This window comes from Nitrospirota bacterium (assembly GCA_016178585.1).
GTDB lineage: Bacteria > Nitrospirota > Nitrospiria > JACQBW01 > JACQBW01 > JACOTA01.
The window spans coordinates 62,935-78,646 of record JACOTA010000030.1; the positions used below are offsets into that span (position 1 = coordinate 62,935).

The 15,712-nt window shown below is 44.2% G+C and carries 16 protein-coding genes; 13 read left to right on the plus strand and 3 right to left on the minus strand.

The genetic code is table 11. The features are described from left to right. Positions 1-152: 152 nt before the first annotated feature. Entirely contained in the window at positions 153-1,283 is a 1,131-nt protein-coding gene (locus tag HYR79_05395; protein ID MBI1821127.1) for a DNA recombination protein RmuC, read from the minus strand. 121 nt (positions 1,284-1,404) lie between these two features. On the opposite strand from HYR79_05395, the gene HYR79_05400 reads away from it, so the two are divergent. The 6 genes from HYR79_05400 (at position 1,405) to HYR79_05425 (ending at position 6,638) form a co-directional block, all read left to right on the plus strand. Further along, a complete protein-coding gene (locus HYR79_05400) occupies positions 1,405-2,172 on the plus strand; it encodes a hypothetical protein (protein ID MBI1821128.1) in 768 nt (255 codons plus the stop codon). Positions 2,173-2,229: 57 nt separating this feature from the next. Continuing rightward, positions 2,230-3,693 carry a hypothetical protein gene (locus HYR79_05405; protein MBI1821129.1) on the plus strand — a complete coding sequence of 488 codons (1,464 nt, stop codon included), beginning with the start codon at positions 2,230-2,232 and terminating at the stop codon, positions 3,691-3,693. After that, positions 3,635-3,931 (plus strand): glutathione S-transferase N-terminal domain-containing protein, encoded by a 297-nt coding sequence (locus HYR79_05410; protein ID MBI1821130.1) that lies wholly within the window; start codon positions 3,635-3,637, stop codon positions 3,929-3,931. The genes HYR79_05405 and HYR79_05410 overlap by 59 nt, the downstream gene beginning before the upstream one ends. Beyond that, positions 3,932-5,026, plus strand: coding sequence for a KamA family radical SAM protein (locus HYR79_05415; GenBank protein MBI1821131.1), 1,095 nt, complete (start codon positions 3,932-3,934; stop codon positions 5,024-5,026). A 234-nt stretch (positions 5,027-5,260) separates the two neighbouring features. Further along, entirely contained in the window at positions 5,261-5,812 is a 552-nt protein-coding gene (locus HYR79_05420; GenBank protein ID MBI1821132.1) for a dCTP deaminase, read from the plus strand. A 13-nt stretch (positions 5,813-5,825) separates the two neighbouring features. Continuing rightward, positions 5,826-6,638, plus strand: coding sequence for a formylglycine-generating enzyme family protein (locus tag HYR79_05425; protein MBI1821133.1), 813 nt, complete (start codon positions 5,826-5,828; stop codon positions 6,636-6,638). 3 nt (positions 6,639-6,641) lie between these two features. Here the strand turns inward: HYR79_05425 and HYR79_05430 are convergent, their stop codons facing one another. Together HYR79_05430 and HYR79_05435 are read right to left on the minus strand one after the other, a co-directional pair. Beyond that, positions 6,642-7,007: a PilZ domain-containing protein gene (locus HYR79_05430; protein ID MBI1821134.1), complete on the minus strand. Its 366-nt coding sequence runs from the start codon at positions 7,005-7,007 to the stop codon at positions 6,642-6,644. A gap of 87 nt (positions 7,008-7,094) precedes the next feature. Continuing rightward, positions 7,095-9,824 carry an FAD-binding oxidoreductase gene (locus HYR79_05435; GenBank protein MBI1821135.1) on the minus strand — a complete coding sequence of 910 codons (2,730 nt, stop codon included), beginning with the start codon at positions 9,822-9,824 and terminating at the stop codon, positions 7,095-7,097. An 82-nt stretch (positions 9,825-9,906) separates the two neighbouring features. Here HYR79_05435 and tsaA point away from each other — a divergent pair, with 82 nt between their 5' ends. The 7 genes from tsaA (at position 9,907) to HYR79_05470 (ending at position 15,634) form a co-directional block, all read left to right on the plus strand. After that, positions 9,907-10,329 (plus strand): tRNA (N6-threonylcarbamoyladenosine(37)-N6)-methyltransferase TrmO, encoded by a 423-nt coding sequence (gene tsaA / locus HYR79_05440; GenBank protein ID MBI1821136.1) that lies wholly within the window; start codon positions 9,907-9,909, stop codon positions 10,327-10,329. 7 nt (positions 10,330-10,336) lie between these two features. Next, on the plus strand, positions 10,337-10,750 hold the full coding sequence (locus HYR79_05445; protein MBI1821137.1) for a hypothetical protein: 414 nt from the start codon (positions 10,337-10,339) through the stop codon (positions 10,748-10,750). 466 nt (positions 10,751-11,216) lie between these two features. Continuing rightward, positions 11,217-12,389, plus strand: coding sequence for a tyrosine-type recombinase/integrase (locus tag HYR79_05450; GenBank protein ID MBI1821138.1), 1,173 nt, complete (start codon positions 11,217-11,219; stop codon positions 12,387-12,389). A 77-nt stretch (positions 12,390-12,466) separates the two neighbouring features. Then, entirely contained in the window at positions 12,467-13,171 is a 705-nt protein-coding gene (locus HYR79_05455; protein ID MBI1821139.1) for a hypothetical protein, read from the plus strand. A 186-nt stretch (positions 13,172-13,357) separates the two neighbouring features. Continuing rightward, the gene (locus HYR79_05460; protein ID MBI1821140.1) at positions 13,358-13,567 is read left to right on the plus strand and encodes a helix-turn-helix domain-containing protein; all 210 of its coding nucleotides are present in this window, start codon (positions 13,358-13,360) and stop codon (positions 13,565-13,567) included. Further along, positions 13,519-14,031, plus strand: coding sequence for a hypothetical protein (locus tag HYR79_05465; GenBank protein MBI1821141.1), 513 nt, complete (start codon positions 13,519-13,521; stop codon positions 14,029-14,031). Before HYR79_05460 ends, HYR79_05465 begins: the two co-directional genes overlap by 49 nt. A gap of 241 nt (positions 14,032-14,272) precedes the next feature. Further along, positions 14,273-15,634 carry a DUF3987 domain-containing protein gene (locus tag HYR79_05470; protein ID MBI1821142.1) on the plus strand — a complete coding sequence of 454 codons (1,362 nt, stop codon included), beginning with the start codon at positions 14,273-14,275 and terminating at the stop codon, positions 15,632-15,634. Positions 15,635-15,712: the final 78 nt, after the last annotated feature.

A 15,712-nucleotide genomic window follows, 5' to 3' on the forward strand; every position in this document is an offset into this window, starting at 1 on the left:
AAAGCAAAACTCGTACCACAGGCATTCAGTTTCAACTCTTAAAATAGTCTATTTTTCAATTAGATAGATCGAGAAGAGATCTTTTCAAAAAAACTTTGACAAAAGAAGGAGACTTTTTTACATACAGTCAACCCTTCTGTTCCTATAAAACCTTAAACATCAATATTCTTGACCGAGGGTTTCACGGAATGTAACGGATCCTCTATTTCTTCCAATTTATTGTAAAAACGGTCGAGTTTTCTAACCGCATCCTCATATTTTAACCTGGAATTATTTAAATGTTTACCAAGAATTTCAAATTCTTCGTTGAACCTGACAAAATCTCCTTTTAAACGGGAGAGGTAGTCCAGAATTTCTTTAGCCGAATTCTCAATACGAAGCCCTTTGAGTCCCAGCACGATGGCCTGAAGATAGGCATAAAAACAATTAGGAGAAACAGGAATGACCTTCCGTTCAAGAGAATAAAGGGATATGGAAGTTTCCTCTCCTTTCAACTCTTCTTTGATAATCGTTTCATAATAGACATTCTCGGCCGGGATATACATCAAGGCAAAATCAAAGGTTCCCTCATCCGGAAGAATGTATTTGAGGGATATCTGATCGATGTGTTTTTTGACATCCTGAACAAACTTTTTCCGATACCCTTTTCGTTCTTCCTCATTCATAGATCCGATCATTCTTTTAAAATTTTCGAGAGGAAACTTGGAATCAACCGGAACACCCCCCTGTCCAAGGTGAATCAGAGCATCGACGATATCCCCGCTTTTAAAGACGTGCTGGAGAGTAAAACAAGAAGATGGGAGAATTTGTCCTAAAAGTTCCCCCAGGAAAAATTCCCCAAAAGATCCCCTTAACTTGGGGGTTTTTAAGATTTCCTGAAGGCTTGCAATATCTTTCCCGACCTCGTACACGTTTTCTGTCGCTTTGGAAAGCGCCCCCAGATTCTGCTGAACCTCACCCACGACGCAAGCGGCGTGATCTAAACGCGCTCCCATCTGTCCGGCGGCGCTATGGATCTGTTCGCCCATTTTTCCCAGTTGAGCGTGCATCTCTTGAACCAGGTTCCCCATTTGCTGATTCAATTGAAGGGACTGCTGGGTGAGGTGCTCATTGACATGCGTCAGCGTCTGGGAAAATTTTTCCGACATTTCCGTTCGAACATAGTCAATTTGCTGCTGGATGAGCAAGGTGGATGGAGAAATCAATTTGCTTTGAAAAAAGACAAAAAAAACCAAAACGCCGATTAAGGTCACTAAACCCGTTATCATTATCCACTCGATCATTTCCAAAAAACCTTTACCTTCCCCTGCAATTGTTCTATATGAATTATATGAAATGATTCAAATTGTCAAATTAGATTTTATTTGAACTGAAACGGCTTCCTTTATATAGTAAACCCGAACCATGATGAAACCTATTAAAAAACTCTTTCAACATCCCTTTGTGATCGCCCACCGGGGGGCGTCCGCCTACGTTCCTGAAAATACAATATCTGCCTTTGAAGCTGCCGTAAAGATGAAAGCGGATATGATCGAACTCGACATTCAACTGACCTCAGACGGTTACTGGATTGTCATGCACGATTTATCCTTAAAACGAACCTGCGGACTCAGAAAGAAAGTTCAATCCGTTACGTTAGGCCAAATAAAAACGCTTGATGCCGGATCATGGTTCTCCCCTCAATTTGCCGGTGAAAAAGTTCCGACCCTGGAAGAACTTTTAACCTGGGCAAAACATAAAGTCAGGTTGAACCTTGAAATTAAAGGCAGAGTAAAGAAAAATTCCCCCGCCATCCCCTCCCTATTAAAAACTTTATCAAAACATGGGATGGGAAAAGAAATTATCCTCTCTTCGTTTGATTGGAAGATCTTAAGACAGGTCAGGGCTTGTGATAAAAAAATAGCTTTGGGGCTCCTGGTTAACCGACAACCTCGATATCGTTATTTAAGAGAAGCAATTGATTTAAAAGCATTTTCTGTTAACTTACCCCCCCATAAATTGAAAAAAGGGGTCTCCGAAAAAATCCATCGTTTAAAAATGGTTGTCTGGGTCTACACCCTCAATTCTCTCCCTGAGGTTAACCAATACCTGAAAATGGGCATCGACGGGTTTTTTACCAATTTTCCGGACCTTCCGGTAAAAAAGAAAATATTGTTTAGCCGGTCAGGCTGAAAATTCCGTTGGGATTTTTTGTTGAAGAGCCCTGCCTGACATGTTATGATTTCTTTCATGGTTATTAAATCGACAACTTCCCCGGTTGAAGAACCTCCATCACTTTCCCCTGACCAAACCGATTTAAAAAATTTCTGTAAAACCGTTAAAGACGAACTCATTCGAAGTCATATTCCCCTCTCCTGGCGTGTGTCTCCGGAACCTTACGGGCTTTCTTCCCGGGAAGTTGAAACCCTTCAAAGACTTGGCACATCCATTTTTCGATTTTATAAAACCCAAAACAAGCTTTATTTTGAGAGCGTAAAAGGGACTCAACCCCCCTGGATCGCCTATTATCTTGACCTGGGAAAGCCCCAACAGATTGTGGAATATGGGAGAATGAACCGGTTTAAGTCGAATCTTCCGGGAATTCTTCGACCCGATTTGATCCTGACGCCGGAAGGAATGATGATTTCCGAGTTGGATTCTGTTCCGGGCGGATTTGGTTTAATCCACCAGTTGAACACCTCTTATTCAAAACTGGGATATCCGGTGATCGGAGGTTCTGACGGGATGGTTTCCGGTTTTAAAAAAATGATCTTTAACCTAACCGGGTCATCCTCCGACTCTCCCCTGAATTTAGGCATTGTTGTTTCTGAAGAGTCAAGGGATTATCTTCCAGAAATGGCCGCTTTTTCTAAAGCATTAGACGAGCCCGGATTTTCCGCAAAGGTTTACCGGCCCGAGGAACTCACTTTTACAGAAGAAGCGATTTACCCCAGGGGAGGCGAGAAAGAAAGTGCCTTAACGGTTTTATACCGTTTTTTGGAGCTCTTTGATTACAAAAATATCCCAAAGATTGATCTTTTGCTCTATGCCACGAAAAAGGAAAAGGTCGTCACGACTCCCCCTCTAAAGGCATTCCTTGAAGAAAAAATGTGGTTTGCGCTTTTTCATCATCCCGCTCTTAAGTCCTATTGGGAGAAAGAGCTGGGAGAGGAAACTTTTCATTTTCTGAAGGAGTTCATCCCGAAAACATGGATTTTAGATCCCAGGGAACTTCCTCCCTATGGAATCATTCCTGATTTGATTTTCCGCCAAAAACAGGTCTCTCAATGGACGGATCTTTTTATCGCAGGGCAAAAGGAGAGACGGTTTGTCATTAAACCGTCAGGATTCTCGGAATTGGCCTGGGGGGCCAGGGGGGTTAAAATCGGACATGATCTTTCAAGTCCGGAGTGGCAGGCGAGCCTGACGGGCGCGCTTTCTTCCTTTTATCAATCCCCTCATATCCTGCAGGAGTTTCATCAAGGGCAAAAGGAGGATTTTAACTATTGGGATGGCGGGACCGAATCGCTTGTTAAAATGAGTGGCCGGACCCGGGTTTGCCCTTATTACTTTGTCACGGGAGAGGAGGTCGTCCTGGGAGGGGCCCTGGCAACGATCTGTCCATCCGATAAAAAAATTATTCATGGGATGGCCGATGCCATTATGGCGCCCTGCAGTATTAAAAAACAGGGGGGGAGAAATGAAACTCTATAGTTTGGAATCATGTCCTTTCTGTGAGCTCGTCAGGGATAAGCTCGATGAGCTATCCCTGACCTGCGAAATAACAGAGGTCCCGGGCCCGCGACAGCTTCGGAAAGAAGTGTTTGAAGTTTCGGGACAATATCTTGTGCCGGTTTTTGTGGATGGAGATATCGTCCTGAATGACGAAGACAAAATTGTGAAATATCTTGAGGAAACTTACGGAAAAAACAAGAAAGAGAACATTGCCTAAATGATTCCTTCCGAACAATGGAAAAAAGACTTAAAAGAAAGCATTGAAACCATTGACGAATTGGCCCAACACTTTCCATTGCTTGAAAATAAAGAAGAACTGGAAAACCTGATCAAACAGTATCCCCTCCGAATCACCCCCTATTTTCTCAATTTAATGAAGGAAAAAGGGGATCCGATTATTAAACAGGTGCTTCCGATGTTAGAGGAATCCAACTATTCGGCCTCGTGTATGGACGATCCGCTTGCCGAAGGGCATGACAGTCCCGTGCCTAATCTCGTGCACCGTTATCCTGACCGGGTACTCCTTTATCTGACGAGCCAATGCCCGATTTACTGCCGTTTTTGCACCCGAAAAAGGTTTGTGGGCGAACCCGGGTTTATTCCCAGGGGAGTTCTTGAAGGGTGGGTCGATTACTTAACCGTCCATACGGAAGTCCGCGATATTATCATGTCGGGCGGAGACCCTCTTTTATTAACCGATGAATATCTTGAAAAGATCGTTAGGAGTTTAAGAGAAATTCCGCATATTGAGATTATCAGGATTGGAACCCGGGTGCCCGGAACACTCCCCTCCAGGATTACGGACAAACTCTGTCAGATGTTGAAAAAATATCATCCTTTTTACATGAACCTTCATTTTAACCATCCGGACGAAATTACTCCGGAAGTGAAAGAAGCCTGCGCAAAACTGGCGGATGCCGGAATTCCTTTAGGTGGACACACCGTGCTGTTAAGGGGAATTAATGATGATCCCGAGGTCATGAAATCTCTGATGCAAAAGCTTCTGGCGATTCGGGTAAAACCGTACTACCTTTATCAGGCAGATTTAGTTTCGGGAACTGATCATTTCAGAACCTCCGTTGAAACGGGCCTTGAAATTATCAAAGCGCTGAGAGGCCATACTTCCGGAATGGCGGTTCCTCACTTTGTCATTGACGCGCCCGGCGGAGGAGGCAAAGTAGCGATCCTTCCGGAAGATGTCTTGATTCACAAAGACACAAACCAGGTCATCGTTAAAAATTACGAAAATAAAATTTTCATGTATCCTCAGCCGGAAGAGTCCAAAGTTTCGGCTCCCGCCGTCAATCCCTGATCCCTGGTGTTCTGGCCTGCAAACGGCTTTTTTCGTAAAGGTTTGTTTGGCGAAACCCAACCGTCCGTCTCCCTGAAATCAGCCCTAAAACAGAGATAGAAAGTTGTCATTGCGAGCGAAGCGAAGCAATCTCAAGACTTTACGATAAGATTGCCACGCACCCTTCGGTGCTCGCAATGACATGATTAATAAGTGGGTGCGAAGTCTATCGCTGGTCTTGAAAAAGGAAGATTTATGGTTAAAAGCGATCGATGGATCACAAAAATGTCACTTGAAAAAAAGATGATCACCCCGTTTGAGGGAAAGCAGGTGCGAAACGGGGTGATCTCTTTCGGGGTATCTTCCTATGGTTACGATTTAAGGGTCTCGGATGAATTTAAAATTTTTACGAATATCAATACGACCATCGTCGATCCCAAAACCTTTGACCCCAAATCGTTTGTCGATTTTAAAGGAGAGGTCTGCATCATTCCTCCCAATTCATTTGCCCTTGCACGCAGCGTTGAATACTTCAGAATTCCCAGAAATGTCATTACGATCTGCCTGGGAAAATCAACCTACGCCCGTTGCGGCATTATCACCAATGTCACCCCGTTTGAACCTGAATGGGAAGGCTATGTCACACTGGAAATTTCCAACACCACCCCCCTCCCGGCAAAAATCTATGCCAACGAAGGACTGGCGCAGGTTCTTTTCTTTGAAAGCGATGAAATGTGTGAGTTTTCCTATGCCGATAAAAAAGGGAAATATCAATCTCAAATCGGAGTGACCCTTCCCAAAATTTAGGAGCCTGTCCCTGTTGATTTTTTTTCAAAAATATTTTGGTTTGCTTGTTTCTACGGTTTTTATTGTTACGGGCTGTACTCCTTCAAAAATTCCTCCTCCAGAGGGAATGGTGGCAGTTCCCGCAGGAGAGTTTATCGCGGGGAGCAATAAAATTGATAAAGACAGAGTTTCTACCGAGTTTGGAATGCGGCGACCCATGTTTGTCGACGAACACCCCGAGCATAAAATTTATCTCCCTCTCTACTTCATCGATCAAATTGAAGTGACCATTGCACAATATAAACTTTTTGTCGACGCGACCCGGTCAGTTTCTCCCCGCAGCTGGCCGAACGGAATTTTTCCTTCCAAAAGGGCCAATTATCCGGTAACGTCGATTAATTGGTACGACGCCTCTCGTTATTGCGAATGGCAAAAGAAAAGGCTCCCGACAGAAGCCGAATGGGAAAAGGCCGCGCGAGGAACAGATGGCCGCGAATACCCCTGGGGGAACGAATACCAAAAAGACTTTGCTAACATGGGAGATTCAGGAATCGGGGATTTAACCCCCGTGGGAAGTTATGAAAAAGGGAAAAGCCCCTACGGAGCCTATGACATGATTGGAAACGTCTGGGAATGGACCTCCGATTGGTACAAACCCTACCCCGGCACAGATTATAAAAGTGAAGATTTCGGGGAGAAAAATAAAGTCCTTAGAGGCGGCAGCTACGGCGGAGTGGGCCATTATACCCTGAAATATTTCTATCGAACCTCCTACCGGTTTTTTTCGGAACCTCAGGCGTCTTTTCAGGATGTGGGATTCCGATGCGCCAGGACCCCGGTCAGATAAAGTCTATTTTGATTTTATAAACTCGTTTAGTCTCTTTTCCTGGGCGATTAAAAATTCATAAAGATTCGGTTGATCCTTTGAATTGACCGGTTTTTCAAACTGGATCCCCACAACCCCAAATTCATTTTGTCTATCGTTGTTCCGGACGTGTCCCGCTAACACATAATTTAAAGAGATCGTTCCCGTGAAGCTGACAATCTGCAACGACACACGCGTTCCCGTCTCAATTTTTTCCTTGGTATAAATTCCAAGTCCTTCCATGGCAATCAACTCTATCGTCCCTGAAAATTGAAGATTTTTACCTGGAACATTAACGATGACCAGACCGGAAAGGGGAAAACGTGGAAATTTTCTTTTGTGGGATGCCATGAATTCTCCTTAACAACTCTTTTTTAGTGAATTTAGCGGGAAATATTGGATTTGTCAATAAAATGAAAGAAAATCCGCCGCTCTATCCTACAAAAGTTGGGCGATGTGTCTAACCTCAACCTTCCCGTTTAGACCATTCCGGAGCTGAATCATGCAGGCCGGGCATGAGGTCGCCACCACTTCAGCTCCGCTTTCCAGAATGGCTTTTTCCTTCCGCTTAAAAATAGCGGCAGATTGTTCAGGGTTTTTGATGCAAAAAGTCCCGGCCCCGCCGGCACACCTGTCGGCATCGGCCATCTCAACAAATTCAAGGTTAGGGTTTTGGCGAAGAAGATCCCTCGGTTCTTTGGAAACCCCGGCGGCGCGAAGATGGCAGGAAGAATGATAGGTCACCCGTTTTTTCTGCTGGACGGTTTGAGGGCGCTTGATTTCTAACTCTTTAACGAGAAATTCAGAAATATGAACCACTTTGGAGGCCAGGAGAACGGCCTCGTCGTGAAATTCCCCAACGGGAAAAATCGACGGATAATCCTTTAACATGAAGGTGCATGAGGCGCATCCGGTGATCACTTTTTCAAATCGGTTCAACGAATCAATATTAAATCGGGCATTTTCCTTCACCTGGTCGATTAAACCATAGGTCTGTATGGGTGTGCCGGAACATTTCTGAGGCGGTAGGGCAACCTCTATCCCGTTTTGGCCGAGCAAACTTATGATTGAATCTCCCACCCCGTCGTTAAAATAATTCGCGGCGCATCCATGAAAATAGGCCATCGAGCTTTTCGATTCCGTCAAATCCGCCTTCCGTTCCCGAAGATGACGTCTGGCCAGGCGGGGCAAAATCAAATCGGCAGGAATTCGCGCTGTAGGGGCTAGTTTCTTTAACCAGGGGAGGGAAAGATATTCGATCAGCCATCGGCCGATGCGATTATCCCAAAGGGGCTGGGTCCACGCCGCTCCTTTTAAAAGCCTGTTAAATAACTTTTCCTGGGTCTGGAGCGAAAAAATCTTACCCGCCGCAAGGTTGGGGTGCTCGGCTCTCTTTTTTAAAATGAGTTCCGAAACATCAATTCCTGCGGGGCAAACCGTTCGGCACGACTTGCAGTTGAGGCACGCCTCGACCACCCGACCTGCCTTTTCATAAGAATAGTCGGAAGCCGTTACGATGTGAAACCAACCGCGGGCCGCATTTGATTCTTCTCCGGTCACATCATAAACCGGACAGACGGTATTACATTTTCCGCACGTCGCGCACGATTTGGCATACCGTTCATAATCAATTTTTTCAGTAAAAGAACGGTCAGAAAGTTTCACCCCCGGGTTTAGGATCTGGTCGGGATCCAATAACTGCTTTACCTCCTTAAAAAGGCGATATAGCTCAGGGCCGTAAAGTTCGCTGAGGAATTCTCCCCTCACGCGCCCGTCCCCATGTTCACCGCAGAGAGAACCGTTAAACCGGTGAATCACGGCTTCATGGATTTCTTTGGAAAGGGAAACCATCTTTGAAAAATCGGCCGGGTCATTTAAATCAAGCAGAGGATTAATATGAGCATTGCCATTCCCGATATGGCCGTAAATGGCGACCACCACATTTTTCTCTTCAAATAATTGTTCAAGATAGGGGATGAGTTCGGGAATGCGGTCCACCGGAACCACGACATCATCTGCAAAGTGGATCGGTTTCTTACGGGCATCATATCGATACAGCGCCGGGTTAATCCCTTTTCGGACCCTCCAAAGTTCAGCCTGTTTTTCGGCGTCATAAGCTTCTGACGCAGGAGCACAGAGCTCGTACCGGTCCAGTACGGCGCGGAGGTTTTCCATTTTACTTTTAACAGATTCGTCAAATTCCGCGAGGAGCATCGCTTCGGCATTAAAAGGAATCCCATATCGTTCACGGCCAACGAGGTTCAGCGTATTTCGGTCCATCATTTCCAGCGCGCTTGGTGTAAGTTTCAAAATATCATTGACTGCGCCGCTCATTTCAGAAAGACTCTTAAAATAAATTAAGGCGGTCCCGGTCTCCTCCGGGCGGGGAACGAGTTTAATTTTCGCCTCTTTAACCAAACCCAGCGTTCCTTCACTCCCGATAAAAAGCTGATGAAGAGGGAACACTCCGTTTTGGAGGCCTTCGGCCAGGGCAAAAAGATTATAACCGCTCGAGTTCTTCGAAACTTTTCTTTTCTTCTCCAGAATCAAGGAACAATTCTCCTGAACCAGTTTGATTAAATCCGAAATGGCAGGGTTGCGGCTCTGAAGAGCTTTCAACGCGGGGTCATTAAGCGGGTAGTTTTTTGCCGTGATCCAGTTTCCATTGGTCAAAAGGAGTTCCATTTCGAGAACATTATCTTTCGTGGCGCCATATTTTAAACTATGCGCTCCTGCGGAGTTGTTCCCTAACATCCCCCCGATCTTGCACATCTCTCCGCTGGAAGGATCAGGCGCAAACATCCATTTATTTCCGGCCAGTTTGCTGTTTAATTCAGCGTAAACCATCCCTGGCCGGACCCTTGCCCACTTTTCACTCGAATTGATTTCAAGAAGCTGGTTGAACCTGGAAAATTCCAGGATGATTCCCTCTCCAATGGCATTACCGGTTAAATTGGTTCCTCCGCTTCGAGCCGTTAACGGGACATTATTTTCCCTGGCATACTTCAGCGCCTTTTCTAAATCATCACCTGATTCGACGAGGACAACAGCCTTTGGAGGTATTTTATAAATGCCGGCATCAATAGAATAAGCCGTGATCGAGGGAGAATCGGATAAGACTTTTTCAGGCCCCATGACCTGCTGAAGGGTTTCCAAATTAAAAGACATATTTGAATTATATCAACTTAAAATTGATTTGAACAATATGGAATTTCTTGACAGAATATTTTCATTAGGAGATGATTCAACAATGGAGTTTACGTTTACCCCAATTGGCTTGTTTCATACCCCCTACAAAACCACCGATTCGATCCCTAAAACCTTTGGGGTGGCTCCTGCCGCTGAAGGAATTGTAGAAGTTTTTCCCGAATTTGCAGAGGGTCTTCTCTATATTGAAGAATTCTCACACCTCATCATTATTTTTGTCTTTCATAAAAGCACCCAAAAACCTCTTAAGGTCGTTCCTCCAACTCAAGAGAAAGAACGAGGTGTCTTTTCCAGCCGTTCCCCCCACCGGCCCAATCCGGTCGGCATATTAACGGTCAGGTTATTAAAGCGCGAAGGAAACAGGCTTTATGTGGAAGGAGTCGACCTGCTGGATGGCACGCCTATTTTAGATATCAAACCCTACCTGATCCATTTTGACTGCCGCCCCGGCGCCAAAGCCGGATGATAAGAAAGTGGTTAAATTCTTTGTCAATTTCTTGGCCGCAATTTACGGGTTGATCGGCTTTTTTTCGATCATTCCATTTCTGATTCTTTTCCTTCTCGGACCCGGCGTCAATGAGCTATCCCAAAATAATGGCGGACAACTCTATATCGCCCTCTTATTTTCCCTGGGCGGAACCTCTATGGCAGGAATTTCAATCGTCTATTTAGTTAGCCGATTCAATGATTTAGGAAGAAAGATCATGATCGGTTATAGCTTTTTTATTTTAATTTTACTTCTCAGGCTGATATGGAGAGGAAGGATGGGTTCCAAAATTTTAACGCTCAATAACGATTTTGTCCTGGCAGGGGGGATTCTTGTCATTTTCACGACAATCTTTTTTCTTTTTCACCCCAGGGTGAAAGAATTCTTCATTCATTCATGAATATTTTCAGTACACTATAGGGTAGGGTGTGTAAATATCAAGGATTTCGGGAATGAATTCTTAGTCTCGCTGCGGGACCGCTCGCGAGCAAGCTTATTAGATAAACCTAGAAAAGATAAGATTAGTCTCGCTGCGGGACCGCTCGCGAGCAAGCTTATTAGATAAACCTAGAAAAGATAAGATTAGTCTCGCTGCGGGACCGCTCGCGAGCAAGCTTATTAGATAAACCTAGAAAAGTAGTCTCGCTGCGGGACCGCTCGCGAGCAAGCTTTGTGGCTCCCCGGGACGGATTCGAACCGCCGACACGGTGGTTAACAGCCGGGGAAAGCTTACTACGCTATGTCTACATGAACTACTGTGATGCTACTTTTGCCCTTGATTTAACGATATAATATGATACTATTACCCACCACGTCTACTCTATAAAAACCCTTAATTCGCTGTCTCCCGTCTACATGGCGTCTACATGGAACCAAAGAAAAAAATAACAAAAAGAGTGGTAGATTCTACCGAACCTCCGGAAAATGGGCAAGCTTTTATTCGCGACTCAGAAATTCCTGGCTTTGCTCTGCGAATAACCTCTACCGGGATTAAATCGTTTATCTGGGAAGGAAGGATCAAAGGACAGGTAAAACGAATCACCCTGGGACAATATGGTCCGCTCACTGTTGAAGAAGCCAGAAAGATGGCCATAAAGACAAAGAGCAACGTCTTGCAAGGGGGCGACCCAGCAAAAGAGCGTAAAGATAAATTTAAGGAACCAACTTTCAAAGAATTATCAGATATGTACCTCGAACGCTATGCAAAGATTCATAAACGCTCATGGAAGAAGGATGATCAGACTCTAAGAAACCATCTTGATATTTTTAACGGAAGAAAGCTTTCCTCAATTACCCGCCAAGATATCGCCAGACATCACCAGAAAATAGGCACAAAAGATGGAAAAAAGAACGGAAGGTACGCCGCAAACAGAATGCTTGAGGTATTACGTAAAATGTTTAATCTAGCCATGGATTGGGGAATGATGCCGGAAACCATAAACCCCGCCACCAAGATTAAAAAATTCTCGGAAGAAAAAAGAGAGCGTGTCTTATCTGATGATGAACTAAAGGCTTTTATTACTACTTTAAGAACAGAGCCGGACCCTCATTTGAAAGCCTATTTTACCCTCCTGGTTCTATTGGGCCCTCGGAAAAATGAACTTATATCTGCTAAATGGCAAGATATGGATCTTAGCTCCAATAAACCTCAATGGAGAATCCCTGAGACTAAAGCTGGGAGATCCCATTTTATTCCTCTTCCCACTCCCGTCGTTCGTATTTTAGAAGATTTAAAAAGAAAAAGTACCTCCCCTTTTGTTTTCCCGGGAAATGGAAAATCAGGTCACTTAAACGACCCCAGGAAAGCATGGCTCCGGATTTGTGAAGTAGCCAAGATCAAAAAAGCAAGAATTCATGACTTACGAAGGACATTGGGAACCTGGCTTGCCAATAACGGAGCTTCTTTGCTCCTCATTGGAAAAGCCCTTAATCATTCCACGCCTACTTCCACAATGATTTACGCAAGAATGACTCAAGACCCGCTAAGAATTGCATTGGAAGAAAATGCAGAAAGAATGTTGAAATCAGAGACGGGATGAAAGCGGATACATTTCTAGAATCATAAGATATCCTGCAACTTAAATGCCTCGAGTAAAACTTTTGGATTTTTGACAAAATGCGTGACAAGCTCATTACTCTCTTGAATAACGTGGTAAGCGAGGCGAGAAATCAGGACAATAGGAGCCTTGCAAACCATTTAAAGGAATCGGACAAAGAACAGCTTTCATTGCATCTTGGAATCAGCAAAAAAACTACTTGGAATGATATTAAGGGCTTTGACCTTAAACTAGATTTTCCTGAATTTGATCTCTCGCTCAGGCTTATAGAAAAAAGCCCTTATGATTCAATGGTTGTTAAGGTCAACATAGCAATCGAGAATTATTTTTACATCTTGAGGCTCGGGTCTAAGCCAGGCGGCACTTCTCTTGGCGAACTATATAAGGGAATAGTATCTCTACGCCGCCATGCGATAGATCTGCGTGACTTTATGACTAACTTTGACCCTCCTTTTCAAAAACGGCTCTACGGAGCAAAGAATATTGACTTTTACAAATACACTCTTAAAGCGCTAGATCATATTATTGCGGCAACCAACCTGCACGGTTGGAAACCCTCACTGAAAAAAGGCCCCGCTAAAAATATTGCCCTATCCAAAACCGTAAAGGTATTGTCCGACATCTACGGAGCTCATGTAAACCGACATGTTAAAAAAAGACAACGCGCTCATGAGTTCATTTCAAGCGCACTTGGAGCTGCAAATATTGATCATCCTGACCTATCCGATCACCGAAGCCGGTTCAATAAACTTCTTCGCAGATAATCTTAAAAACTAACCCCTTTTCCAAAAAAACTTTTTAGGTTAAGAACCTGGCCATAGTTTCAGGAAGATAAGAAAACCATGGCCAATCTTCCTTTCGTAAAACAGTTCATACTGCCACTCCAAGCACCCTAAAGATTCATCTAAGGGCATAAAGAAATTATTAATGCTCAAAAAAAGGAGATTTTTATGTTCCAAATAGATTCGGAACTTATGAGTGAAACAGAGGCCGCTAAATTTCTAAATATCACGCCAAGATGCCTGCAGAATTGGCGATTGCGGGGTGGTGGACCCCAATTTATCAGATACTCTCGCCGGTGTATTAGGTATCGTAAAGTGGATTTGGAAGTTTGGCTGGAATCACGGGTAATGACATCAACGTCGGAACAGTTATCATGATTCTGGAGGATTTCATTCAATTATTAGACCGTCCTCGACGTCAGGGACGAGGCTACATTTCCAGATGTCCAGCACACGACGACCGGAATCCTTCACTTTCGATCCGCGAAGGTGAAAAGGGAATTTTAATCCGGTGTTGGTCCGGCTGCTCTCTGGATGATATTTGCCGGGCCGTTAATATTGAAAAGAAACACTTATTTTTCAACTCCCAGATTTCAACGGAGATCCGAAGAGAATCCGTCCGCCGGAAAGAAGTGATACGAAAACTGGAGCGGGTCAACGGTTTAGAATCGGATGTATTTCGAGCTGCTGACGAGATAATAGGAGCGGCTCATGGGATAGATATCTCATCGTGGACACCTGAAATGATCGACCGAGCTTTGAATATGTTAGCTCCCGCATATAGGCTTCTTTTTGAGGAGGAAATGAGAGAATATGGCAAACGAGACACTAGAAACACTTGAAATAAAGCGGTCCGAACTTCAGGCTAGGGCAATCAAAATGTTGGAGACTGTTGGGTGCATAGTTCCTGACAACGCTAACCTGCCAGGAGCCATTCAATGGCCAAACCCGGAGCCAATAAAAACAGAGCTCCCTCCCGTGGAACCGTTACATCCTGAGCTGATTCCCCTTCCACTCCATGATTTCATAATGGATGTTTCGGAGCGCCTTCAATGCCCTCCAGATTTTCTGGCGGTTGCACTAATGACACAAATCTCTTCTGTGGTTGGGTCTTCCTGTTCTATTCAACCAAAAATAAATGATGACTGGAGGGTCATCCCAAATCTATGGGGGGCCATTATTGCCAATCCTGGAGAAATGAAAACACCGGCCATTCAAGAAGCGATCAAACCTTTAGTCAAACTTGAATCTAAAGCGTTTGAAGATTTTTCGATGGGTCAGAAAACCCATGAAATAGATCTGATGGAATCTAAAGCAAAACGGGACGCTGAAGAACAAAGAATGAAAAAAGCAGTAAGACATGACAATTCAACTGAGATTTCTCAAATAAAAAACCGTTTGCAAAATATGAGCCAGCCGGCCTCCCCAATGTGCCGCAGATATCAGGTGAATGATTCTACTGTTGCCAAATTAAGCGAAATCATGGCCCAAAACCAGAGAGGGCTTCTTTATTTCCGAGACGAGTTAATTGCTCTTCTCTCATCCTTAGACAAAGAAGGGAATGAAGCGGATCGGGCGTTTTTCCTCGAGACCTGGAACGGAAACGGGAATTTCACAACAGACCGTATAGGGCGAGGAACAATTAGAAACGAAAATCTATGCCTTTCAATCCTCGGAGGGATTCAGCCTCAAAAACTCGAATCCTACCTTTTCAGGGCTATTAAAGGAGGCGAAAACGATGGCCTCATCCAACGATTTCAAATGATGGTTTATCCTGACCGGAGGAAAACTTGGCACCCAGCGGATTTTAAACCTGATTTACAGGCAAGAGAAAGAGTATCTAAAATTATCGAAACATTGGCCAACCTGGATTTTACAAATGCCGGAGCAATAACAAATGGAACAATGGCTCCCCACTTTCAATTTGATTCAGAGGCTCAAACTATTTTCTTTGAGTGGTGGACTCAATTAGAAACAGAAAAAATAACAATAGACGATCAGCCCATTATCATCGAGCATTTGAGCAAATACCGAAAGTTGATGCCGAGTCTGGCACTCTTATTCCATTTAGTTGACGTTGCGGATGGTCGAAAAACCGGCCAAGTCTCAAAGCAAGCGACTATTCTGGCCGTTCAATGGTGCAATTATCTTGAGGGTCATGCCAGACGGATTTATTCACTGGTCGGGTCTGTTGCCGTGCAAGCGGCCAGAAAATTAGCTGATAAAATAAAAGCAGGCCACCTTAAAGACGAATTCACGATCAGAGATGTCTATCGAAAAGAATGGGTCCTTTTAGAGGAGAAAGAGCTGATTAAAAAAGCCTGCGATGAATTAGTTGAGGCGGGCTGGTTACAGATGATTGAACAACAAGCTCAGTCGGGCGGGCATAAGGTTTTAAAATTTATTATTAACCCTAAAATTAAAGAGTTAAAACTGGGTTGTTAGTGTAAGTTGACACAACAAATCATGTTGTTTACGCTCGTATGGCAAAAACTTGTTGAAAAGATTATAATAAGTCAATCA